19 protein-coding genes and 1 pseudogene are annotated in these 22639 nt (G+C 50.1%); 18 read left to right on the plus strand and 2 right to left on the minus strand.

Annotated features, from left to right (window positions below):
- The first annotated feature begins 201 nt into the window (after positions 1–201).
- From WDY75_RS13175 to WDY75_RS13195, 5 genes and pseudogenes are all read left to right on the plus strand, one after another.
- The gene (locus WDY75_RS13175; protein WP_063479918.1) at positions 202–1995 is read left to right on the plus strand and encodes an L-fucose isomerase; all 1794 of its coding nucleotides are present in this window, start codon (positions 202–204) and stop codon (positions 1993–1995) included.
- 26 nt (positions 1996–2021) lie between these two features.
- Positions 2022–2681: a class II aldolase/adducin family protein gene (locus WDY75_RS13180; protein ID WP_006211023.1), complete on the plus strand. Its 660-nt coding sequence runs from the start codon at positions 2022–2024 to the stop codon at positions 2679–2681.
- Between the two features lie 74 nt (positions 2682–2755).
- Positions 2756–4264: a rhamnulokinase gene (locus WDY75_RS13185; protein WP_063479917.1), complete on the plus strand. Its 1509-nt coding sequence runs from the start codon at positions 2756–2758 to the stop codon at positions 4262–4264.
- 93 nt (positions 4265–4357) lie between these two features.
- Complete coding sequence (fucU, locus tag WDY75_RS13190; RefSeq protein ID WP_063479916.1) at positions 4358–4786, plus strand: L-fucose mutarotase; 429 nt, start codon at positions 4358–4360, stop codon at positions 4784–4786.
- A 120-nt stretch (positions 4787–4906) separates the two neighbouring features.
- Positions 4907–5031, plus strand: a pseudogene (locus tag WDY75_RS13195) (transposase); the annotation flags it as partial.
- A 131-nt stretch (positions 5032–5162) separates the two neighbouring features.
- On the opposite strand, the gene WDY75_RS13200 reads toward WDY75_RS13195, so the two are convergent.
- Entirely contained in the window at positions 5163–5474 is a 312-nt protein-coding gene (locus WDY75_RS13200; RefSeq protein WP_036637073.1) for a YbjQ family protein, read from the minus strand.
- Positions 5475–6430: 956 nt separating this feature from the next.
- Between WDY75_RS13200 and WDY75_RS13205 the strand changes: the two genes are divergently transcribed.
- The 5 genes from WDY75_RS13205 to WDY75_RS13225 all read left to right on the plus strand — a co-directional run bounded on the left by WDY75_RS13205 (position 6431) and on the right by WDY75_RS13225 (position 11665).
- The gene (locus WDY75_RS13205) at positions 6431–6955 is read left to right on the plus strand and encodes a MauE/DoxX family redox-associated membrane protein (RefSeq protein ID WP_006211018.1); all 525 of its coding nucleotides are present in this window, start codon (positions 6431–6433) and stop codon (positions 6953–6955) included.
- Between the two features lie 3 nt (positions 6956–6958).
- Positions 6959–7543, plus strand: coding sequence for a hypothetical protein (locus WDY75_RS13210; protein ID WP_063479914.1), 585 nt, complete (start codon positions 6959–6961; stop codon positions 7541–7543).
- Positions 7544–7571: 28 nt separating this feature from the next.
- Positions 7572–9350, plus strand: coding sequence for an ABC transporter ATP-binding protein (locus WDY75_RS13215; RefSeq protein ID WP_063479913.1), 1779 nt, complete (start codon positions 7572–7574; stop codon positions 9348–9350).
- Positions 9351–9621: 271 nt separating this feature from the next.
- The gene (locus tag WDY75_RS13220) at positions 9622–11112 is read left to right on the plus strand and encodes an amidase family protein (protein ID WP_036637085.1); all 1491 of its coding nucleotides are present in this window, start codon (positions 9622–9624) and stop codon (positions 11110–11112) included.
- A gap of 19 nt (positions 11113–11131) precedes the next feature.
- The gene (locus WDY75_RS13225; protein ID WP_036637087.1) at positions 11132–11665 is read left to right on the plus strand and encodes a hypothetical protein; all 534 of its coding nucleotides are present in this window, start codon (positions 11132–11134) and stop codon (positions 11663–11665) included.
- A 198-nt stretch (positions 11666–11863) separates the two neighbouring features.
- Here the strand turns inward: WDY75_RS13225 and WDY75_RS13230 are convergent, their stop codons facing one another.
- On the minus strand, positions 11864–12145 hold the full coding sequence (locus WDY75_RS13230; RefSeq protein WP_006211013.1) for a CD3324 family protein: 282 nt from the start codon (positions 12143–12145) through the stop codon (positions 11864–11866).
- Between the two features lie 431 nt (positions 12146–12576).
- On the opposite strand from WDY75_RS13230, the gene WDY75_RS13235 reads away from it, so the two are divergent.
- From WDY75_RS13235 to WDY75_RS13270, 8 genes are all read left to right on the plus strand, one after another.
- Entirely contained in the window at positions 12577–14280 is a 1704-nt protein-coding gene (locus WDY75_RS13235; protein WP_063479912.1) for a GAF domain-containing sensor histidine kinase, read from the plus strand.
- Positions 14277–14945, plus strand: a complete 669-nt coding sequence (locus WDY75_RS13240; RefSeq protein WP_063479911.1) for a response regulator — start codon at positions 14277–14279, stop codon at positions 14943–14945. The genes WDY75_RS13235 and WDY75_RS13240 overlap by 4 nt, the downstream gene beginning before the upstream one ends.
- A 171-nt stretch (positions 14946–15116) precedes the next feature.
- Positions 15117–15677 carry an NADPH-dependent FMN reductase gene (locus WDY75_RS13245; protein WP_063479910.1) on the plus strand — a complete coding sequence of 187 codons (561 nt, stop codon included), beginning with the start codon at positions 15117–15119 and terminating at the stop codon, positions 15675–15677.
- Complete coding sequence (locus tag WDY75_RS13250; protein WP_338842184.1) at positions 15674–17386, plus strand: VOC family protein; 1713 nt, start codon at positions 15674–15676, stop codon at positions 17384–17386. Before WDY75_RS13245 ends, WDY75_RS13250 begins: the two co-directional genes overlap by 4 nt.
- Positions 17387–17488: 102 nt before the next feature.
- The gene (locus tag WDY75_RS13255; RefSeq protein ID WP_063479909.1) at positions 17489–18031 is read left to right on the plus strand and encodes an NADPH-dependent FMN reductase; all 543 of its coding nucleotides are present in this window, start codon (positions 17489–17491) and stop codon (positions 18029–18031) included.
- A 117-nt stretch (positions 18032–18148) separates the two neighbouring features.
- The gene (locus tag WDY75_RS13260; RefSeq protein WP_063479908.1) at positions 18149–19768 is read left to right on the plus strand and encodes a response regulator; all 1620 of its coding nucleotides are present in this window, start codon (positions 18149–18151) and stop codon (positions 19766–19768) included.
- Positions 19765–21561, plus strand: a complete 1797-nt coding sequence (locus WDY75_RS13265; protein ID WP_063479907.1) for a sensor histidine kinase — start codon at positions 19765–19767, stop codon at positions 21559–21561. The genes WDY75_RS13260 and WDY75_RS13265 overlap by 4 nt, the downstream gene beginning before the upstream one ends.
- On the plus strand, positions 21558–22538 hold the full coding sequence (locus WDY75_RS13270; protein WP_063479906.1) for a substrate-binding domain-containing protein: 981 nt from the start codon (positions 21558–21560) through the stop codon (positions 22536–22538). The genes WDY75_RS13265 and WDY75_RS13270 overlap by 4 nt, the downstream gene beginning before the upstream one ends.
- Positions 22539–22639: the final 101 nt, after the last annotated feature.

The following is a 22639-nucleotide window of genomic DNA, read 5'->3' on the forward strand; positions in this document are numbered from 1 at the left end:
GGTCTCGTCCCTCCTGGAAAGCAGCATCCTGTATCCATTATAATGCATAACGCTCATCATGCGGAAATCGTTTACATGAATAGCCGGAATGGTTCACTGTCTTGCTGAAATTATGGTCCGATACAACAAAATAGTGGGTTATCCTCTGCGCCGAATCAATTTACAATGAGGTCATATTCCTGATTGGGAGGCGTGGCATACATGACAATTGAAAACGATTACAGATGGCGGGACGGATTTCCGAAAATCGGCATTCGCCCTACGATAGATGGAAGACGGAGAGGGGTAAGGGAATCCCTCGAAGAACAGACGATGAACCTCGCCAAGGCCGTCGCCGAGCTGCTGTCCAGCGAGCTTAAATACCCGAATGGCGAACCGATTGAATGCGTTATTGCAGATACTTGCATCGGTGGAGCCGCTGAGGCAGCAGCTGCCGCCAAAAAATTCAAGAATGCGGAGGTCGGTCTAACGATAACCGTTACGCCTTGCTGGTGTTACGGAACCGAAACGATGGATGCGGATCCTTCACGTCCCAAGGCAGTGTGGGGCTTTAATGGAACAGGGCGTCCAGGTGCGGTTTATCTGGCTGCCGTACTGTCTGCCCATGCACAGAAGGGACTGCCGGCATTCGGTATCTACGGGGAGGACGTTCAGGACGAAGGCGATACCCGCATCCCGGACGATGTGCAGGAGAAACTTCTGCGCTTTGCCCGAAGCGGCTTGGCTGCTGCATATATGCGTGGACAATCGTATTTGTCCATGGGCTCCGTATCAATGGGCATCGCCGGCTCGATTGTGGACGACAGCTTTTTCCAGGAATATCTGGGCATGCGGAATGAATATGTGGATATGAGCGAATTCACGCGGCGCCTAGCAGAAGGTATTTACGATCCTGAAGAATATACAAAGGCGCTAGCCTGGGTGAAGGAGAACTGTGCGGAAGGACCGGACAACAATCCGGACCATCTTCAGAACAGCCGGGAGCGGAAGGATCTGGAGTGGGAAACCGTTGTGAAAATGACGCTGATTACCCGCGACTTAATGATTGGCAATCCGCGCCTGGCTGAGCTGGGCTTCGAGGAGGAAGCGCAGGGGCACAGCGCAATCGCTTCCGGTTTTCAAGGACAACGCCAGTGGACGGATCATTCGCCGAATGGTGATTTCCTGGAGACCTTGCTGAACTCCTCCTTCGACTGGAACGGCAAACGCGCTCCTTATGTTGTCGCCACCGAGAATGACAGCTTGAATGGCGTGGGCATGCTCTTCGGGCATCTGTTAACCAACACGGCGCAGATCTTCGCGGATGTTAGAACATACTGGAGTCCGGCATCGGTTGAACGGGTCACGGGTTACAAGCTAGAAGGCAAGGCGGAGAACGGCATCTTGCATTTGATTAACTCGGGCTCGGCAGCGCTGGATGGCACGGGCGAGCAGGAGAAGGACGGCAAACCGGCCATGAAGCCGTTCTGGGAGATTACGGACGAGGAAGTGGACCGCACGCTGAGGGCAACGGAGTGGAGACCGGCTAATTTAGAGTACTTCCGGGGCGGAGGTTATTCGACCGATTATCTGACACGCGGCGGAATGCCGATGACGATGTTCCGTCTGAATTTGGTGAAGGGACTTGGCCCCGTCCTGCAAATTGCCGAGGGTTACTCGGTGGATCTGCCAGCGGAGGTGCACGATACACTCGACAAGCGTACCGACCCGACTTGGCCCACAACCTGGTTCGTGCCGAACCTCACGGGACAGGGAGCATTCACAGGCGTGTATGAGGTTATGAATCAGTGGGGGGCTAATCACGGCGTCATCAGTTACGGTCATATCGGTGCAGATCTTATAACCCTTGCTTCCGTGCTGCGGATTCCGGTCAACATGCATAATGTGTCCGCCGAAGAGGTGTTCCGTCCGCGTGCATGGGGCATGTTCGGAACGTCTGACCCGGAAAGCGCTGATTTCCGCGCTTGTCAGAACTTCGGACCCCTATATAAATAACGGGTCATTCGAGAGGAGAAGGAATCATGCTGAACCTAGAAACGAGAAACGAGCTCTGCAAGTATGCCAAAAAAATCGTCGACAGCGGACTTGTTGTGGGTCCGGGAGGGAACATCAGCGCAAGAGCCGGGGACAAAATGTATTTGTCCCCGAGCGGCTTTGCGCTGGAGGAGATCGAGCCGGAGCAATGGATTGAGGTTGACATCCCGACGGGAGATATTACCGACATTGGCTTGAGACCCTCTTCCGAAGTATTGATGCACTTGTATGGTTATCGTAGCAACCCGGATATCGGGGCCATGGTGCATACACATCCGTCACACTGCATTGCGTTCACGCTGGTTGAGCGGGAGCTCCCAGTGATGTTCCCCGATCAAGCGGCATTGGTCGGCCGAACAGCTTATATTCCGTATATTATCCCGACAACCGACCTGCTGGCAGATGCCGTTGCGGCGAAGGTTACAACGGCCAGTTCCATTCTGCTGGGCAACCACGGCTTGGTCACCACCGGCCGGAATCTTCGGGAAGCCTATTACCGGACCCAGGTTGTGGAAGAGAGTGCCAAAATCTACTTGAGCGCGAAGGCTGCCGGCACGCTGGTGCCGCTGACGGAACAGGAAGTGGACGACATCGCTGCACTCGAAAGTGAAGATTATCGAATCCAGCTGTTGCAGAAGATGAAATAAACGATTGTTGTGTTCAGATCCATGGGTTCAAATTCGGATGGGTACAGTACTGAAGGTGAGAAAGGATGCGGCTTATGAGCAAATCATCTGCGGTGCTTGCTTTTGATATGGGGGCGAGCAGCGGCCGGGCACTGCTGGGAGAAATCACCTCTTCTGATCATGATTCGCCCGGAATGTTGAAGATTACCGAGATTCACCGTTTTGCCAATATCCCTGTACAGATGGGAGAGCATCTGCATTGGAATTTTCCGATGCTGCTGCAGGAGGTTAAGCATGGCATTCGCAAAGCTTTTCAAGCCGGTCATCAACCTGTCAGCTACGCCATTGATTCATGGGGTGTCGATTATGGGCTGATTGATTGCAACGGAGAGCTGATCGGGGTTCCTTACCATTATCGGGACCTGAGGACCGAGGGAATGGTGAAGGAGACTTGTGAGCAGGTTGGCAAGGAACGCCTGTTTCAAGAAAGCGGACTGCAGTTTATGCCGTTTAACACCATATTTCAATTAAATGCGATGTTGAAGTCACAATCGCCGATGCTGGATATTGCGGATAAACTCCTGCTCACCCCGGATTTGCTGAATTACTATTTGACAGGGGTACAGGCATGCGAGTTTACAATGGCGACAACCACGCAGCTGTATCATGTGACGGATGGCCAATGGAACGAGAAGCTCCTCGAGGAGCTCGGGCTTGCCCGGGCCCTGTTCATAGATCCCATTCAACCGGGGACGGTTATAGGGAAGCTGCAGGATTCGGTAGCACAAGAGCTGGGGGTTCCGGCGATAGAGGCCATTGCGGTTGCCTCGCATGATACGGAATCCGCCGTGGTCGCTGTACCGGCGAATTCGGTGCAGTTTGCTTATCTGGTATGCGGAACCTGGTCGCTTCTTGGAACGGAGCTTCCTGAGCCGCTTGTGCACATGGAGGTGCTGGAAGAGGATTTCTCCAATGAAGGCGGGGCTTATGAGACCTTTCAATTGCTGAAGAACATTATGGGCCTCTGGATTTTGCAGGAATGCAAACGCCAATGGGAGATTCAGGGACTGACGTATTCATACGCAGAGCTGGTTGAACTTGCGCAAGAGGCAGAACCGTTCCGGAGTTTCATCCATCCGGATGACCTGCGCTTTATGAATCCGGCGGATATGACGGTTGAGATCCGGGAGTATTGCAAGGAGACGAGCCAGCCCGTTCCGCAGAGTACTGGCGAGTTTGTGCAGTGTATTTTGCAGAGTTTGGCATTAAGATACCGGGAAGTGCTTGAACGAATGGAGATTCTTACCGGATGCCATTATGATGGGCTGCACATGGTAGGCGGCGGCATTCAAAACGAGCTGTTATGCCGGTATACGGCTAATGCCATGGGCAGAACGGTGTGGGCTGGACCGGTCGAAGCCAGCGCCATCGGCAATATGCTGGTTCAATTTGTGGCGAATGGCACACTGCGCAATCGGGAAGAGGGAGTAGAGCTGGTCAAGCGATCGTTTCCCCTTGCCTGGTATGAACCAGCGTCTGCAGAGGATTGGAACGCAGCCTTCTCTCATTACAAGTCCATAACCGCACAGCAGCAAGTGAAATAGGCTATTGCACTCTTTTATTCATGTAAGCAACATGACGTCCCAACTGCTTGATTCGTTATTATTCTGTTGTTGCCATAGAAGGGGGTTCGTGCCATGTTAAAAGGAATATCCAATGTGATCTCCCCGGATCTGCTGAAGATCCTCATGGAAATGGGGCACGCGGATGAAATCGTGCTCGGCGACGCCAATTTCCCGGCAGCAAGTCATGCCCGGCGGTTGGTCCGGGCAGACGGACATGGTATCCCTGCGCTGCTGAGCGCCATATTGCCGCTGTTTCCTCTGGATACGTATGTTGAGTCCCCTGTTGCGCTGATGGCTGTCATGCCTGGCGATACGGTGCAGACACCGATCTGGGAGGAATACAGGGGGATCGTGAGGGAGTTTCATGCCGTGCATATGGACTTCGAGGAAATGGAGCGGTTTGCATTCTATGAACGGGCAAAAAATGCTTACGCGGTCGTCTCGACAGGCGAAAAAGCATTATATGCAAACATCATTCTGAAAAAAGGCGTTGTGATTTAATTGAGAATGCCAAACAGGTTAGGGGTTAAATTCCTCTGGGTCCTATACGAAGAAAACCCTTGATGATTCAAGGGTTTTCTTTTGAGTTTATTCAGTTGAGCACGCGATAGCGTGCGAAATATGAAACCACTGTGTAAGTACCATATTGCGTTCACCCGACGTATAGACGGAAAGAGATCTGTAATCAAGTGAGAAAAGACTTGATCGAAATCTTCAAACGATTATGTGGATACAAGGGAGTAGAAAGGAAATGTATTGAGCAGCTTTCCAGTATTGATCACGCCGTTTTTCAATTGCAGCTCGACTTATAGCATCAATCTTGCGATATGCCGATTACTGGCTGATTTGCGCCGTTCGTCGTCTGTTACAGGACCGGCTATATCACCACTGCTGTTCCGCTGACGGCCACCATCAGCATTCCCTCGCGAATGACTTCATAGTCGATGTCCACTGCTACAATGGCGTTGGCCCCCATCCGCTCAGCTTTATCTTTCATCTCGGCAAACGCTACATCTCTTGCCTCCTGCAGCTTGTTCTCGTATGCACCCGAGCGCCCGCCAACAAAATCGGTAATGGAGGCCAGAAAGTCCCTCACTACATTAGCGCCCATAATGACTTCGCCTGTCACAACGCCGATATACCTTTTAACCGGGTAACCTTCAATGGTAGATGTTGTTGTAATAATCATACGATCTTCCTTCTTTCAAATAGTTTTTTATAGCGATTACGAATAAAAATACCTTTTCCAGCGGGTGTTTTCTTCTATTACGCTGACAGAAGGGGATTGGTTGCATGAATGGGGGCAGGAAGACAATCCTACGATCGGAAATGCTTAATTTAAATTGCAAAGCAGGTGGCCTAAGAGGCCTCTGTTTCCTAATGTTTTTTGTAGGGGTTACGCAAACCAAGTCCGCATTGAAACCTTTTGTCATGTTCTTCTCGCATGGCGAAAGCTGGAATGGAGCATGGAGTATAAACGCCGAAAAGATATGTAATTTATTGAATAAGGGATAATATTCTATTTATTTACTATAAGATATTATCCTTGTAAGAAATGATAAATATAGTATATTAATCATATCTTGCAAGCTAGTTAGTTAGATCAAGCTCCTCTTAAACAACCTCTGGATTTATTCACTAAACTATGCGCTTTACTAGACTGAACGACTCCCTACATCAAGCGGTTTACACATCTCAACACGGCTGCCAGAGCACCTTTCACATAAATGCACATGTATTTCATGGTTTGAAAGGAGGTGAAGATTAATGTGTATTCTTCGTCACACTTCTTGTAACACAACAGAGCAATGCGGACGTGACAAATTTGGCGTTCTTCTCGAAGTATGGGATTGCGGCAATGGTTCCGAAGCAAGATATAGCTGCGGCTGCTAATTTTTGAAAACGCATGCACTCATCGTATAAACAGCGGAACTTCTTGTTCCGCTGTTTATATTTCATGCGGAATCTACTATTTCATAACACTGTTGGAGAGTGAGGTATCGATTATGATTGCTGGTCCATTGCAGTATGGAAGAGAAGCCGTGAGCAGGCATGATGAGTACAGTCCGATGTCAGCAAGAATTCAATGTCATCAAATGGGTGCCTGGTCTCCCTGGCTGTCGGGAAGGAGAATGAACCGTGTCGATGACCGCGCTTGGTCTGCTGTCTCTTACCGTGATATTTGTGTTTTCGGGAGTGTCGAAACTGTTATCGTTACCGGATTTCAGGACAACGATAGAACGATTGCAGATGCCTGCAGGTCGCTCACCCATTGTACCTGTTCTCATATGCGCCGCTGAGATAGCGGCAGGGGCAGGTCTGCTGTTCTCAGGAAGCAGGATGTATGCGCAGATCGCGATTTTCATCATGCTGGCAGGGTTCGGATTCGCCGTTTATCAGGCAAAGGTTGTGCGGAAACAGGAGATTGTCTGCAGCTGCTTCGGCTCGTGGTCCAGTGAAACGCTCGGAATGAGCACGGTCGTCAAGATCGGGTTATTAGGATTGTTAAATGTGCTGCTATCGATCTTCTCTGAGTCTGTGGATTTCTGGAGCCTACCGGCACAAGAAGTGGTTCTCACCGTGCTGTCAGCCATCGGAGTTGCCGTTCTAGCCTTGGTCGTATTGAACTATTATACGCTAGCCCAATTGCACCCGAGGAGGGAGGAATAATCCATGGATTTGATTACTACCGTGCTTGTTATTCAATATGTACTCATATTCAGCTTGGCGTTCTTCGTAATTAAATTGTATCAACATGTTCGGAGTTTGAAGTCTCAGCCAGCGATAACCGATAAGGAGGAGCCGACAATGCCGAAGGAAGGGCTTGAGCTGGGGGTGGCGATTCCCCGTAAAACCTATATGAGTATGGGGGGAGAATCCGTGAATCTGTATGATGGCAAGTCCAAAATCATCTTGTTCACCATGAACAATTGCAATGCCTGCAAGGAAACCTATAGCGCCGTTAAAACATTCATTGCTTCGCATCCTGGGCTTCCCGTCACGTTATTTCTGTACGCACAGGATGCTGACGAGGCTGAAGAGATGGTCAACACCAATGAATTAGCAGATTTTCAGGTGGTATGGGCGGATCGGGCACTTATCGATTCGTATAAAGTGAACCGGTTTCCCTTTGCGTTTTACTTATCCGATGAGCAGGTTATCCTCAACAAAAGTGTCACCAATTACTTGCATCATTTTGAGCAAATGATGACACAGCTACCGCATGTAAAACCTTCAGCCTTTAACAAATCAGCTTAATCGTGAAGGAGGCTCAAGGCCATACACCATGAAATATGCAAACCTGATATTTGAGGTTATGAAGCAGGTGTACCGTGTTTCTCCACGCATGTTCTCAAGGGCCACTGTTATTTATCTGGCTCAGGCCTTCTTGCCTGTAGCACAGATCTATATTACGGCTCAAGTCATTAACGCTGTTACGGGTGTGCTGACCCGTGGTGAAACGCCTCTTAGCGCACTGTATTGGTTGGTTCTTCAGTTGACGGTCATATTGCTTGGAATCGCGCTGAGCTCCTTTCAAAAGTATACGGAACGCAAGATGAACGCGTATGTATCGTTCTGGTTTAATCTTCAAGTATCCGAAAAATTGAGCAAGCTTCCATTCTTGTTCTTTGAATCACCGGAAAGTTATGACAAGCTGCAGAGAGCACTTCGCAATCTGAGCATATGCGGCATTAACATGGTGTTCTACATATTCTCCATCATTCAGAGTGTCATTACGCTTGCGGGATTGCTTGTGCTGCTGTTCAGCTTCCATTACATATTGCCCATCGTGATGCTGCTTCTGATTATTCCGCTGCTGGTCATCCAGAAGAAGGAGGGGGCTTCCCGCTTTATAGTCATTCATCAGCAGACTGCTTCGTCAAGGATGGCGGTGTATATGAACCAGCTGCTGCAAACCAAGGAAGCGGCGAAGGAAATTCGCTTGTTTGATGCCAAGGATTTTTTACTGAGCAGATGGAGGGGCATCTATTTCAAGAACACGTATGAGATGCTGGGTGTTGAGCGGAAAAATATGAAAAATCGCCTTGTGGTGGAGTCCGCGGTTACGGTATTTTCATTTAGCATTCTGGCTGTATTCATATGGCTGGGCTCCCGCGTCAAATTGACGATTGGCAGTTATGTTGCACTCTATCAAGCGGTGCAGGATACGCGTTATTCCATACAAAATATTAGTCAGAACATGGGACAGATCTACCATGACGGTCTGTTCATTCATGAATTGTTTGAGTTTCTGGATACGCCCGTACCACAGCAAAGCAAAGAACTGCCGATGGCCGGGCAGCTGTTTCAAGGCATTGAAGTGGACCGTGTTTCTTTTCGTTATCCGAGCCAGGAACGGAATATCCTTGACGATCTGTCCATTCGTATAAAGCCTGGTGAAAAGGTAGCCATCGTGGGTGAAAACGGTGCGGGTAAGAGTACCCTTGTCAAGGTTATGCTGGGGTTGTACGAGCCAACCAGCGGTGAGGTGCGTTACAATAACATCCCGATTCATGATTATGATCCCACGAGCTTCCGCAGTAAAGTGACGGCAGTGTTCCAGGATTTCTACCGATATGAATTGACCCTTGGAGCGAACATCACGCTGCAGGAGAGTGAGACGGATGATTGGAAAAGCGAGCGCCAATTGACTCATGCCATCGATAAGGCATCGATGACCTCGCTGGTCAATTCACTCCGTGATGGGGTGTCAACACAGCTGGGCACGCGTTTCTTGGGCGGACGTGAACTGTCGCAGGGACAATGGCAGAAGGTAGCGATTGCCCGCGCATTTTACCGGGATTTCGAGGTGATCTATCTGGACGAGCCTACGGCTGCGGTAGATCCGCTCACGGAGTCTGCTATATTTGAGAACCTGATGTCCATGACGGAAGGGAAAACCGCCATCTTCATATCTCACCGGCTGGGCAGCTGCCGACAAGCGGATCGTATTCTGGTCCTTAAGGATGGAAGGATCGTTGAAGAGGGAAGGCATGAGGAGTTAATCGAGCAGGACGCGCATTATGCCGAGATGTTTAACAAACAGGCACAGTGGTACCGGTAGCACCCGGTTTCCTAACGAAAGCGAGCTGATCAAGGGTTTATTCTTGGTCGGCTTGTTTGTTGTTTGGGAACAACATCATGGGATGTACGATACTATACAAGTATAAAGTATGGATCGAAAGGATTGAAATACTCCGATATTAGAGGGATTTTGCGTCCGAATCTCGAAATTAAAACGGATATGAGCAGTCTGGAGGCTAGAATATGAAAATGTAATCCCCGTTAATCTATGTCAAGTTCAAAACGATGAATCAGGGGGAGAGTATAGGATTATGGATAAAAAAACATGGATTGTGGAAGCAACCATTTCGGATATGCAGGATGCATTGAAACAAGGCTGGATCACTTCAGCGGAGCTGGTTCAATTGTACCTGGAGCGGATCGAGCTGTACGACGGACAGCTTCACTCGATTCTGGAGGTGAACCCGGACGCGCTGCAGATCGCCCAGGACCTGGATCAGGAACGCAGCGCCAAGAAAGTCAGGGGAATGCTGCACGGAATTCCAGTTCTGCTGAAAGATAACATAGACACAGGAGACAAGCTGCATACAAGCGCCGGCTCTATCTCGCTTGCGGACTCTTATGCAGCCAAGGACTCCTTCGTTGCAGAGAAGCTGCGCCAGGCTGGTGCCGTCATTCTTGGAAAGACCAACATGACCGAATGGGCCAACTTCATGTCAGCCTCCATGTGGGCTGGGTATAGCTCGAGAAAAGGACTTACCTTAAATCCATATGGTCCGGGTGAATTGTTTATTGGAGGTTCAAGCTCCGGTTCCGGTGCAGCGGTAGCGGCGAATTTGGCCGCGGCGGCTATCGGGACGGAAACCTCGGGATCGATTATCAGCCCATCCAGCCAGAATAGTCTGGTTGGAATTAAACCGACAATGGGTCTGGTTAGCCGCTCGGGTATCATTCCGATCACCTATACGCAGGATACAGCAGGCCCTATGGCCAGAACTGTCGCGGATGCCGCTATTCTGCTTGGTGCCATCACCGGGGCTGATGATCAGGACGAAGTCACGAACATAGATCCTCAGCATCGGATCAAGGATTACACCGAATTTCTGGATGCTGGATATCTGAAGCAGGCCAGAATCGGGATTCCCCGACACTACTATAAGCATCTCGATCGGGATAGACTAGACATTGTAGAATCCGCCATTCAAGTGCTGCGGGAGCAGGGAGCTGTCATAATCGACCCGGTCGATCTGCCATGCCAGAATACGAAATGGGATGCCAATGTCCTCCGCTATGAGTTTAAGAAGTACGTGAATGATTATTTGGCAAATGTGGATTCTTCGCTGCCGGTTCACTCATTGGCCGACGTAATCGCTTATAATGAGGCACATGCCGACAGGGCCCTGAAATATGGTCAGGGCACGTTGATTTGGGCCGAGGAAACCAGCGGTACATTGACCGAGCAAGAGTACCTCGAGAGCAGACAGAAGAACAGGGAGATGGCAGGGACCCGGGGCATTGACCAGGTTTTGCAGGAGTTCCAGCTGGATGCCTTGCTGTTCCTGGGTAATGAATATGGACCGGATCTGGCAGCCAGAGCAGGCTATCCTTCGATTACCGTTCCTGGAGGTTACGCGGAGAATGGCGTCATTGCTCCGGGCGGTTACATGACGAAGGGCCCTCAGGGCATTACCTTCATCGGAACGGCTTATAGTGAGCCCGTGCTAATCAAGCTGGCCTATGGCTTTGAACAGGCGACGCGACATCGCGTAGCGCCAAAGCTTTCATCCCAGTCATCAGAGTAAAGAGAGGTGAAGCTCCATCATGCCGCGCAATTTGGTGCATGTTCCTTACGGCTACGAACCCCCGAAGCCGGCAACCAAGGGAACATTAATATTTTACGACTCCTTCGAACAGGTACAGGAGGATCTGGAGCAGGCTGTAGCCATTCTGGAAGAACGGGCGTTTTCAAAATTGGTGCTGTATCCGCTGCATGAAGAGACGGTAAGACGGATGTTCAAGGAGCCGGTGAGTCCTTATTACAAACGGGAGAAACGGCTTCAGGAATGGGTCGGGGAGCGTGAAGACTCCTCGGTTGTAATTGAAGCTTTCGAGTCGAAACGAAAAAAGTACACGCCAATCGATACTGCGCTTCGTCATCTGGTCGAGAAATACGGAAGCCCGCATTTTCTTGTTTTGACGCCTGAGGTGGCTAATGTGTTTGCGTCTTTTTCTTCATTTGAGGAATGGATTGTGAAGCTGAGGCTGATTCTGTTGTCCGAGCCTCCATACTTGCATCCGAGATTGGAGAAATTCCGCCATCGATGGGATATAGCGGGTGAGCCGCAGGAAGGATAGTTGGACATGAAGATGCCCGGCCGTAGACAATCTACAGCCGGGCATTCTTTTTTCTATGTAGTCGAATCTCGAATTCCGATATACGGTTCAACACAAGCCAGGCTCCACGCCAGTTTAGCCTGAGTCACATGAAAAGGACTGCACCCCTGGGGAACAGTCCTATGTTAATCCGCATGCAGACCGTTAAGCCTCATCGCTTTAGGTCCCTACGCGGGTAAGTTTGCTTATGATCTTGCGCACGCTTTCTCCTGACAGGAAGTAGGTCCGTTCCAGTTCTTCAATAGACCTTCCTTTGCAGTAAGCGCGATACATTTCTTTGTTGCGACTTTCGATGCGTTGTTTGGAACCGCTTAACTCTCCCCAGCCGGCTCTTTGCTCGCTCTGTTTCGGTATGTAGAGTAATTCTCCATCTATATACTGTTGAATTTGCTGCAGCAGCTCGGGGGGAAGCACTTCTCTTCCGTTCTTGTAATGGCCCATCGATGCCCTCCTCTTTCTGTATACATATTTAAGCTATCGCTGAGTTTCAAAACAATTGCATTGATCATGCTTGCCCTCCTCCTTTCGTGAAATTAGTTTTTTAGGATTTTTTTTGGATTTTAAAATAGATATAGGGAGCCCGCAGCGGGCTCCCATTTAACGGATATTCGCTTTACGCGAATACCACCTCACGGATCTGAATCATTTCAATCAGCCTCCTTTCAGCTCATTTCGTCGGCCCGACTTCTATATTAAGCCATATGTAGGTGGAATTATGCAAGAGATAAAACAATATTAATTGTTTTTTACCAAAATTAATGGGGTGAAGTATCGGGCTGGCTGAGGATGCTGGATGAGGGATTGGATGGTATGTGACTGGATTATATAATATAGTTACTTCAGAATGCAAAAAAAAGAAGGAGTTCTCGTGTATGTCCAATCAGGATCCGCATATTCAGGAATTGATTACGCTGAAGACGATCGCAGAAACCTTGAACGAATCCAATGAGCTGACCCCGATGCTGGATGTCGTCATAGGCAAGCTGTTGGAGCTGACAGGACTTACGACCGGCTGGCTGTTCATTGTGAATGAGCGGGGAACGTATGAATTTGTTGCGAATCGAAATCTGCCGCCTGCACTGAGCCGGGAGGATAACGAGCCTATGAGATGCGGCAGCTGCTGGTGCTTGGAGCGCTACGATGATGGACGCCTGAAGAATGCAGTCAACATTCTAAATTGCAAACGTCTGGATAACGCGGTTCGATATCAGTGGGGTGACACGGAAGGCATTACCCACCATGCAACGGTTCCGCTGCGATCCGGCAGCCGCAGGTTCGGTGTGCTGAATGTGGCTGCGCCCGGGAAGCTGCATTTCTCCAAAGAGGAATTGGCGCTGCTGGAGTCGGTTGCATATCAGATTGGCAGCGCCATTGAGCGCATGCGGCTGTACGCGGCCGAGCAGCGTCGAGCGGATTTGTTCGTCCGGCTCGGGGAATACAGCAGCGCTCTCGGTGCCTATGCTTCACAAGCCGTTAACCGGGCTGAGTTAACAGAGCAGGTGATGAGTTTAATGGGCCGGTATTTTGATTGGCCGGTCGTCGCGCTGCTTGAGCCGCTTGAAAAGGAAATCACACTCCGCGCACTATACAGCGAGGGAAAAACAACGCTGCCCCATGCCAAATTTCCACTCGCCGAGATGGCACGTCCCCACCCTAACGATAGGAAGCGCTCAGGAGGAGATCCGGTCTGCGCAGAAGATGCGCAGCGGCTGGCAGACCAGCTCGTTCAGGAAGGCTGGGTCTCATCCCTGACCCGTGCTGTGGCTACCCCTGTCACTGTCGCCGGAGACTCTTCACTCGGCCTGCTTCTGGTGGGTTATGATCAATACGGCGATCAGTACCGGGCGGATATCGAAGTCATCGAGGCTTTGGCTGAACATATTGGCTTGACCCTTCAGCGTGTCCGCCTCGAAGAGAACCGGCGCGAGCTTACCCGGATGGATGAACGAAACCGCCTCGCACGCGACCTGCATGACTCGGTAAGCCAAACCTTATTCTCGCTGGTGATGATGTCCAGGGGAGTGGGCGGTATGCTTGCAGCGGAATCCAATGGTCAAACAAGCTTGCTGCAGGATACGATTCACGACATACAGTCATTATCACAAAGCGCCCTCAAGGAAATGCGGGAGCTGATTATGCAGCTTCGTCCGCCAGGGCTTGAGGAAGGGCTTGTGACAGGTCTTAAGCAATACGGCGAACGATTGAAGCTTCATGTGCGTTCACATATCAGCGGTATTCACGAGCTGCCGAGGCTAATAGAAGAAGCCTTATGGAGGATCGGCCAAGAGGCGCTCAACAATGTAAGCAAGCATGCGGATACGAAGGAAGTTACGGTAGCTTTAACCCTGCATGATGATGAAGTGGAACTTCGGATTGAAGATCGCGGGCGAGGCATTACCAAACAACGATTGAGCGAGCTCACAAGACACTCCATTGGACTGTCCAGCATGCGGGAACGAGCCGAATCACTGGGAGGACAATTCCGTCTATATAGTGTGTACAGAGGAGGAACCATCATTGAGGTTACGCTGCCCTTGATGTTGAAATCAACAGAGAATGGAGGTGAAATGCGATGATCAGATTGTTAATTGCTGACGATCACGCCATGGTACGCCGGGGACTGCAGGTTTTTCTGGCTACGCAGCCGGATATCGAAATGGTGGGTGAAGCCGCCAATGGCGAGGAGACCTTGGAACGGGTGGTTCATCTCAAGCCGGATGTTGTTTTAATGGATCTGAACATGCCTGTGCTGAATGGAATCGACACGACGGCACGGCTGAAAAAAGAACAGCCTCACATTAAAGTGATTGTACTGACCTCTTTTGTCGATTACGACCATGTTCTGCCCGCCATTCGGGCAGGCGCACGAGGTTATCTCTTGAAGGATATTGAACCGGAGGAGCTGGTAGCTGCCATCAGACGCGTATTCCAAGGCATGGTCGAGCTGCATCCGGATGCAGCAGGACTGTTAATGACACACGTTACATTACCCGAAGGAGCGGAGGCGTCCAGCGGGCCAGGCAGGCAGGAAGAAGCCGTGCAGGAGCTGGGTAAACTCACCCGCCGGGAGCAGGAAGTGCTGCAGCTGATCGCTTCGGGCATGAACAACAGAGAAATCAGCGAAGCGCTGTATATTACCGAGAAGACGGTCAAGACCCATGTCAGCCATCTGCTTGATAAGCTGGGTGTCGCCGACCGGACACAGGCGGCCATCTATGCGCTCAAGCACGGAATCGTATAAAAGTTTACTTTACATATTGATCGTATCTAAGACTATAGTTGTAGAGCCCTCAGCCTAAGGTTTGAGGGTTTTTGCACGTGAAATCACTCCTTGTGATGACGAATTCCATGGCTTGCCTCCTATACAATGTACTTAACAAATCACTCGACAATCTAAAAGGGAGGCAGTGCTATGAAAATCGTGATGATCACAGGCAGCAATCGCAAGGAAGCAACCAGTACCGTTTTGGCAAAAGCTTTGGAGGGGCAATTGAGGCGGTTGTTCGTGGAAGTAAACCTGTTCAATCTGTATGAAAGCCCGCTTCCGTTCTATTCGCCGGACGAAATATTCAACCGTCATGAGGGCGTGCGTGAGCTGCAGCGGCTGTTAATGGAGGCAGACGGCATTATTTTGACAACTCCCGAATATCACGGTGGAATGAGCGGGGTGCTTAAGAACGCGCTGGATCATATGGGACAGATGCATTTCTCAGGCAAGCCGGTTCTATCCGTAAGCTCGGCGGGCGGCGCAGTAGGTGTGAGTTCACTGCAGCAAATGCAGGCTACCATTCGCAATCTGCATGGAATTAACAGTCCGGAATGGATCTCCATTGGTGGCTCTCAGCGTGCCATTTATGAAAACGAATCGGCAGAAGGTACAATTGTGCTGGATTACCGTGCCAAGGAAGCCCTTTCCATCTTTATGGAGCTGGTCAAGAAAGTCAGCGGTAAAGAGGAGGCTTTTCCATCGTGATTACACATTTTGCCGGATTGAAATTGAAGACCCTATCCATTCAGGGGGTGAAGCAGTTCTATCATGGACTGCTTCACTTCCCCATCACGCGGGAAAATGAGGTCGAGATCGAATTTCAGCCTACACCTGATTTTTCGCTTGTATTCGAAGAAGTGTTCGAACCCTTATCCCCGGTTCATATCGCGTTTGAAGTCTCCTATTCCCGCTTCAACTCTACGATTCAGCAGCTCGCAGAGCAGCTGCCACTGCTGCAATGGCCCGACGGCGAGGTGGTTGAATGGTTTGATTCCGGTGTGAACGCGTATTTCAAAGACGGCGATGGCAATCTGCTTGAATTTATAGCCCATCACGACTTGAAAGAAGGGGTTCTGACTCCGAATGGCCCTTACGGTGTCCTGTATTTGCGGGAAGTGGGATTGCCTGTAGAGGATCCGGTAGCCGCTAGATTATGGATGAAACGGACGTTGGGATTAACGATTGCCAAGGACTCGGAGCAGTTTGCATTTGTTATTGGGGGAACGGCCCATGCGGTCGTCGTGTCTACCAAGCGCAAATGGATTCCAATCGCGATGTATGCGCTGGCACCGTCGTTAGATTTAACTTATGGGGTTACGGATGATCGCTTTCTGGATCGGGTTCGCTCCTCATTGGATCGCCGGATCATCGTGTCGGATAACGAAAATGGTCTGCAGTTTAGAATGTATGGCTACAATATTCGTTTGAAGAAAACGAGTTTGCCCAAGGATATTGCATCCAGGCTGAATTTGCCGGACACGAGTGAAGGGAAGGGAGACGACATGGACATCAGCGACCAATATTTGGAGGATGGACTCACGGCACTAAGCCGCGGGGGTGAGGTGGGTTGGTTTGAAGGACATGTCGGCGGGGCGTATCTGGCGGCTTATTACATGCAGAAGGAGCATAATCTTCCGCAGGACGTGCGGCAGGGGCTGGCCGCCAATTGCCGGCACTTGCGCAGTCAGCATGAGGATTGGTTTGAGCCCTATCCATCGGAGCTGGCTAAGCCTGAATTAATGGATCAATTGGTAGAAGGATTGCTGCCGAACCTGACAAATCTGAGCACCTCCAGGCATGGGGTGACCCTCGGAGTCCTCGGCCTTAAAGCGCTGCGGGACCGGCCGGATCTGCTGACTCCGTCTATCGTCAGGGGCCTGCTCAAGCTGATGGAAGATGCAGCGCATGAGCATAAGCTTGCCAGGTATTATGGGATTGAGGATTATACCCGGCAAAGTCTGCTGGAACTCTCGTTCAATGACATACCACCTTACCAGGATGCGTCTGACTTGGCCTCCCGTGCCCTATCGGAGCTGCAGCTGGTGCTGCCGGATCAGCATTATGAGGGCAAGTATTACTTTTTTGCAGGAGAGCTTGAACACGGCATTACGCATGCCCATGCACTTATTGAACTGGAAAGGCTCGGATACACCCAGCTGGCCAGGCTGGGTCAAGGCAACCACCAGCGGCAGACGATATTGAACCGTCTGAGACCGCAAGAACTCGCGCATCAGGAAATTAAGGTATCGGATGAAGCTTCGATCATGGATTCGTCCTATTGGAGCGGGCTCTATGAAGATCCTCACGCAATCAAAGTGCCCTACGCTGCACTGGCGCTGCTCCAGTATGTGCCGCAAGGTCGAAGAGTGGAGCTGGAGCGCGATGTGTGTAAACTGCTCTCTTTGATGAAGTAGGACGAAGGTTATTTTGACAATGGTAAAATATGGTGTTAGGCTGAATAGAGTTGTCTAGAATCTGAAACATTTGTGCTTAAGGCATAAGAATTGGAGGGTATCATGAAGGTTGCAATTGTGGTAGGAAGCATCAGAAAACAGTCGTACAATATGAAGCTTGCAGAATATTTGAAGCTCCGTTATGCGGATCAGATTACATTCGAGATCGTTGGCATTCGCGATCTGCCGCATTACAATCAGGATGTGGAGCTGGATCCGCCTGCGGTGGTCAAAGATTTCAAGGAGCGGATTGCAGCAGCTGATGCTGTGTTATGGATAACGCCGGAGTACAACTACTCCATACCTGGCGTGCTTAAGAATGCACTGGATTGGTTATCCCGCGTCGATAAGGTCATGAACGGGAAGCCGTCCTGGATCATGGGGGCATCGATGGGTCAGCTTGGCACGGTTCGTGCTCAAGAGCATCTTCGGGATATCCTTTTTTCCGTCGGCATTACGTCACCGCTGCTTCCCAATAATGAGGTATATATCGGTGCGGTACATGAGAAGATGGATGAGACCGGTAAGCTGATCCATGAACCGACGATTGGTTTCATCGATATCGTGGTGAACAACTTCATAAACTGGATGAACTCCCGCAAATAATGCTAACGTATGAAGCCCTTTGGCAGTTGCCTGCCGAGGGGCTTTTCCTGTATATTCTCCTCATATCCATGAAATGTGAAAGAAAGGCGAATTTGCTTCGGACGGGGGAGGCTTCGATTGTATACAATCCTTATTGTGGACGATGAACCGATTGTGAGGGAAGGAATTCGAAACCGGATTCCGTGGGCAGAGCACGGCTTTGAATGTATTGGAGATTGCGAGAACGGCCGTGATGCATTGGAAGCTGTGAACCGGCTTCAACCGGACGTCGTGTTGACGGATATTCATATGCCGTATATGGATGGTCTGGAATTATCCCGACATATTACGCAGCAGCACCCCAAGACCAAAATTATCATTTTGACCGGGTTTGACGATTTTGAATACGCCCAGCAGGCCGTGAAGCTGCAGGTGACGGATTTTATTTTGAAACCGGTTACATCCGCAGAGTTAAGAGAACTGCTGGATAAACTGAAGCTGGAAATGGATGAAGAGCGCGGACATGCAGAGCACCTGAAAAAACTCCGGCAGCAGTTGAACGAAAGCCTGGTTCTCCTCAAGGAACGTTTCCTGGAGCGACTGGCAACATCTCCGATGAAAATCACGGAGATTGAGAACAAGCTGACGTATTTTGAAATTCCACTCCATGGCCCGTGTTATATAGCCATGCTGGCGGATATGGATGAACTCCGTTCTGATGAAGGGTATGTGGATCATGAGCTGCACGCTTTTGCCTTATACAATATCACTCAGGAGATATTAGCGGAGGAGCCGGGAGCAGCGGTCTTTCGGTATAAGGAGAACAAAGTCATGACTATTCTGTCCGGTCTTGGCGAGGAAGAGCTGTACGCAAGGGCACAAGAACTGGCAGAGGAAATTCGCGTGTCTACGAAACGATTTATGAAATTCACCGTTACCTTAGGAATAGGAACGATCTGCTATCAGCTTCATGCGATACGTTATTCCTGTCGTGCCTCAGAGGCTGCGCTGGAATATCGGCTCCTGATGGGCCATGATCAGGTGGTCAGCATTACGGATCTCGAAAAGCGGGAGACCAGCCCGCTGCATGACGGGAGTGAAAATGAAGCAGCCCTTATAGCCGCAATCCGTGCAGGAACTGCGAATGAAGTGGAGGCGTGCATCAAGCGTTTGATCAGCGAAATTGGAAGCGCTTCAATATCGATTGAGCTATGTTATGTGAGAATTGTACGGGTCATGCTGGCCGTACTTCAGACCCTAACGGAAATCGGCAGCAACGAGAATGAGTGGGTTGGCAAGGAAAAGAGGCTGCTATCCGATTTATACTCATTTCGTTCCCTCGATGAGATTGAGCGCTGGCTGCAAGAAGTGTGCGAGCAAGCTATACGGGACGTGGCCAAGACGAGGAAGGATATTACGCGTTCGCAGATGCTGGAAGCGGTGAATTTCATTCACCAACATTATGAGGCTGCGCAGCTATCGATCAAGTCGGTATCCAGCCGAATCTTCATGAGCACAAGTTATTTCAGCTCCTTGTTCAAGGCTCATACGGGGAAGACCTTCGTTGAATATGTAACGGAAGTTCGAATGGAGAAAGCCAAAGAGCTGTTGAAGCACTCTCCGATGAGAACCTATGAAATTGCGGCAAGGTCCGGCTACCTGGACCCTCAATATTTTAGCGTGCTGTTTAAGAAGCATACCGGAGTTACCCCCACGGAATACCGGAACAAAATGACGATGGATGGAACAAACTCATGAAATCCTCGCAGCGGATCAAGAGCATTCAGTCCCGCATTGCCAGCTCGTTTGTGATGCTGGTGCTGTTTACGGCACTATTGCTTATTTTTATCTCCTATCGGTTATCCGAATCAGCTGTTCGCGAAACGGCGGAGAGTTATACCTCCGAGCTTATCAATCAAGTGAATGCGAACATCCAAACCTACATTACGGGCATGAAGGACATTTCGCTTGCGACCATGAACAACCCGAACGTGAGGGAATATCTTGCCTCTTCCGAGGAATTGCAGCCGGCTGAATTAGCCCAACTGAAAGCGAAAATATCGGAATATTTCCATTCCATCCGGGTCTCGCGCAAGGATATTGCTTCGATCAACATCTTCGGCGAGGGCGGGACCTTCATTTCCGATCGGACGAATGCAGAGTTAAATCCTTATATTGAGGTTTCCGAGCAGCCCTGGTATCGGCAGGCACAGGAAAACAAGGGACAGACGGTCATATCGTCGTCGCATGTGCAGCCGGTCATCAAGGGAGAATACCGCTGGGTTGTATCGCTCAGCCGAGAGCTCAGCGGCATTACCCCTACCCAAGGGCTTGGAATCCTGCTGATTGACCTCAATTTCAAGGTCATCAACGACATGCTCAGCAAGCTCGATCTGGGCAACCGGGGTTATGTGTTTGTGATTGACAGCCAGGGGAGGATTGTATACCACCCTCAGCAGCAACTGCTCTACAGCAATCTGAAGACGGAGCGATTGGAACAGGTGCTTCAGGACAAGCAAGGGGGATTTGTTGTGAAGGAGGAAGGTGCAAGCCGGATTTATAGCATTAAGGACACGGATTTCGGCTGGAAAATCGTCGGCGTCTTTTACGAGAATGAGCTGGTGGATAATAAGAAGCAGATGCAGCTTTCTTTTGCCGTAGCAGGATTGTTATGCCTCGGGTTAGGCGTGCTGTTCTCTGTTGTCATCTCCCGCAACCTGACCCGGCCTATCAAGAAGCTTCAGGAGAAAATGATGGAGGTGGAGAAGGGGAACTTCGATATCCGCGTTCCTGTCGGGCACTCCAGAGAAATCTCCGGCCTGGCCCGCAGCTTCAACGTCATGGTATCGAAGGTCAAAGAATTGATGAGGCAGATTATGGTTGAACAGGAGTTTAAGAGGAAAAGCGAATTGAATGCCCTTCAGGCCCAAATCAATCCCCATTTTCTGTACAATACACTCGACTCCATCATATGGATGGCCGAGAGCAAGAAGCATGATGAGGTTATTCTGATGACATCGGCTTTAGCTCGTCTCTTCCGGGCGTCACTAAGCAAGGGGAAGGAATTGATACCGATTGCCACGGAAATGGAACATATTACGAATTATTTAAAAATACAGCAGATGCGATATCAGGACAAAATCCGGTATACACTCGATATGGATCCGGAGCTTTATTCTTATCTCACGCTAAAAGTACTGCTACAGCCGCTTGTGGAAAACGCTATCTATCATGGCATCAAGAACAAGGAAGGCCCGGGAACGATCACCATCACGGGTGCGCATGAAGACCATATGATCGTATTTCAAGTCATGGATGACGGCATCGGAATGGATGAGGCCAAGGTGGAGACCCTCTTAACGTCCAGTGGTGGGAGCCAATCGAGGAATAGCGTTGGGATTGCGAATGTCCATCAGCGGATTCAGTTATATTTCGGTGCGGATTATGGCCTGAGTTATACAAGCGAGCCTGGTGCGGGGACGTGCGTAAAGCTGCTCATTCCGGCTATTCATGCGGAGGAACGGCGGGAAAAGGAGGGGGAACTGCCTTGAAGTCCTACTTGAGCATGCGTTATATTGTGATGCTGCTGATCCCTGCCTTGATAGTGGGTTATGCCATTCTTCAATGGTCTAAAGATGAACCCCGGCCCAAGAAGATCATTGTCGGCGTCAAAGCCGTGGAAGAGATCGAATTCTGGAGGGTGCTGATTGAAGGGGTAAACACGGCTTCGCGTGAATTCGGCGTGGACGTTTCGGTGGTAGGACCTCCTCGTGAAATTCAGGTTGACCTGCAAATCCAAATGCTGCAGGAAGCCATTAAGCAGCAGCCGGATGCCATCGTAATGGCCGCAGGCGATTATAACCGCTTGGTCCCCACTGTGGAGTCGATTCGAAAAGCAGGTATTCTGCTAATCATGATTGATTCTGCCGTAAATGGTGATTATGCACAGAGCCTGATCGCTACGGACAATTTCAATGCGGGGCAAAAGGCTGCTGTGGAGCTTGCTGAACGGCTTCCGGTAAATGCCAAGGTCGCTATCGTCAGTTTCGTTCAGGGCACCTCAACGCAGATCGAGCGGGAACAAGGAGTTCGAAGTATACTGGAGCAGCGTGAAGGCACTGAGATTGTCGGCACCTATTACAGTGAGGGCATGGAGGAGAGGGCCTATGAAATCACGATGGAGCTCCTGCGGGAGCGGCCTGATTTGGATGGAATCGTAGGATTGAATGAGCCTTCCACGGTTGGGGCGGGCAGGGCGATTGGAGAACAGGGACTGGTCGGGAAGGTGAAACTCGTTGGTTTTGACAGCTCGATCAAGGAAGTGAAGCTGCTGGAAGAGGGAGTTCTCCAATCTACCATCGTTCAGAAGCCGTTCAGCATTGGCTATTTGGGGATAAAAACAGCCGTATCCCTTATCGAAGGGGATAAGGTGTCTCCTAATGTTTATACGGACTCCGTAATTATCAACAAGGACAATATGTATACCGAGGAAAATCAGAAGCTGCTCTTTCCCTTTGTGGAAGAGTAGCTTTTTTTTGAGCTTATGGATGGATCGTAGAATATTCAACATGGAACAGAGAATATTCCATTCCCGTGAAACTTACCGGCTTATACAATGATGAATAAATG

Origin of the sequence: Paenibacillus glucanolyticus (assembly GCF_037333485.1) — a bacterium.
GTDB lineage: Bacteria > Bacillota > Bacilli > Paenibacillales > Paenibacillaceae > Paenibacillus_AQ > Paenibacillus_AQ glucanolyticus.

Excerpts from the sequence above, each read along its gene's own strand:
- WDY75_RS13245 (WP_063479910.1), top strand. The coding sequence starts at position 15,117 with ATGAAAATCGTGATGATCACAGGCAGCAATCGCAAGGAAGCAACCAGT.
- WDY75_RS13235 (WP_063479912.1), top strand. The coding sequence starts at position 12,577 with ATGTCCAATCAGGATCCGCATATTCAGGAATTGATTACGCTGAAGACG.
- WDY75_RS13205 (WP_006211018.1), top strand. The coding sequence starts at position 6,431 with ATGACCGCGCTTGGTCTGCTGTCTCTTACCGTGATATTTGTGTTTTCG.
- WDY75_RS13220 (WP_036637085.1), top strand. The coding sequence starts at position 9,622 with ATGGATAAAAAAACATGGATTGTGGAAGCAACCATTTCGGATATGCAG.
- WDY75_RS13255 (WP_063479909.1), top strand. The coding sequence starts at position 17,489 with ATGAAGGTTGCAATTGTGGTAGGAAGCATCAGAAAACAGTCGTACAAT.
- WDY75_RS13215 (WP_063479913.1), top strand. The coding sequence starts at position 7,572 with ATGAAATATGCAAACCTGATATTTGAGGTTATGAAGCAGGTGTACCGT.
- WDY75_RS13210 (WP_063479914.1), top strand. The coding sequence starts at position 6,959 with ATGGATTTGATTACTACCGTGCTTGTTATTCAATATGTACTCATATTC.
- WDY75_RS13230 (WP_006211013.1), bottom strand. The coding sequence starts at position 12,145 with ATGGGCCATTACAAGAACGGAAGAGAAGTGCTTCCCCCCGAGCTGCTG.
- fucU (WP_063479916.1), top strand. The coding sequence starts at position 4,358 with ATGTTAAAAGGAATATCCAATGTGATCTCCCCGGATCTGCTGAAGATC.
- WDY75_RS13175 (WP_063479918.1), top strand. The coding sequence starts at position 202 with ATGACAATTGAAAACGATTACAGATGGCGGGACGGATTTCCGAAAATC.
- WDY75_RS13185 (WP_063479917.1), top strand. The coding sequence starts at position 2,756 with ATGAGCAAATCATCTGCGGTGCTTGCTTTTGATATGGGGGCGAGCAGC.
- WDY75_RS13265 (WP_063479907.1), top strand. The coding sequence starts at position 19,765 with ATGAAATCCTCGCAGCGGATCAAGAGCATTCAGTCCCGCATTGCCAGC.
- WDY75_RS13200 (WP_036637073.1), bottom strand. The coding sequence starts at position 5,474 with ATGATTATTACAACAACATCTACCATTGAAGGTTACCCGGTTAAAAGG.
- WDY75_RS13240 (WP_063479911.1), top strand. The coding sequence starts at position 14,277 with ATGATCAGATTGTTAATTGCTGACGATCACGCCATGGTACGCCGGGGA.
- WDY75_RS13225 (WP_036637087.1), top strand. The coding sequence starts at position 11,132 with ATGCCGCGCAATTTGGTGCATGTTCCTTACGGCTACGAACCCCCGAAG.
- WDY75_RS13180 (WP_006211023.1), top strand. The coding sequence starts at position 2,022 with ATGCTGAACCTAGAAACGAGAAACGAGCTCTGCAAGTATGCCAAAAAA.